Below are 402 nucleotides of genomic sequence, written 5' to 3'. Positions count from 1 at the left end.
AGCTTAAACAGTTAGATAAAAATCAAAACGCTGGTAAATTTTGTTTGCCAGCGTTTTTCCATAGTGAACATAAGGAATTAGTCATAATGAATAAAGTTAGTGTAGTCGTATTATCATTATTTTTGGGAGCTTGTAGTTCACTCGATTCACAAAGTAATTTTGCAGATTCAGTTGCTGATGTACAGCCCAAAGGTGGTTACATTAAAGTAACCGGTCAATCTTACGTAGCAGAAAATAGAGCAAATGTAGGCGCAGACATTCTCAAGTCGTCGCTTTACTTTACATACAATAAAGAAGTAACACCGAATACAGCCCCAGAATCTTCAATTACTATGGACGTGAGTTACTTCCAAAGTTATAAAGAGTACGAAACGGTTAGTTTTTTTGGCAAGACGATAGAAC

1 pseudogene is annotated in these 402 nt (G+C 35.8%); it reads left to right on the top strand.

The features are described from left to right. Nucleotides 1-86 precede the first annotated feature (86 nt). Nucleotides 87-402: pseudogene (locus tag BCT81_RS03000) on the top strand (DUF2057 domain-containing protein); the annotation flags it as partial.

It is taken from the genome of Vibrio sp. 10N.261.52.A1 (assembly GCF_002876325.1).
Taxonomy (GTDB): domain Bacteria; phylum Pseudomonadota; class Gammaproteobacteria; order Enterobacterales; family Vibrionaceae; genus Vibrio; species Vibrio chagasii.
Note: the sequence above shows the minus strand (reverse complement) of the source record. Positions and strands in the feature narration are given on the sequence as shown.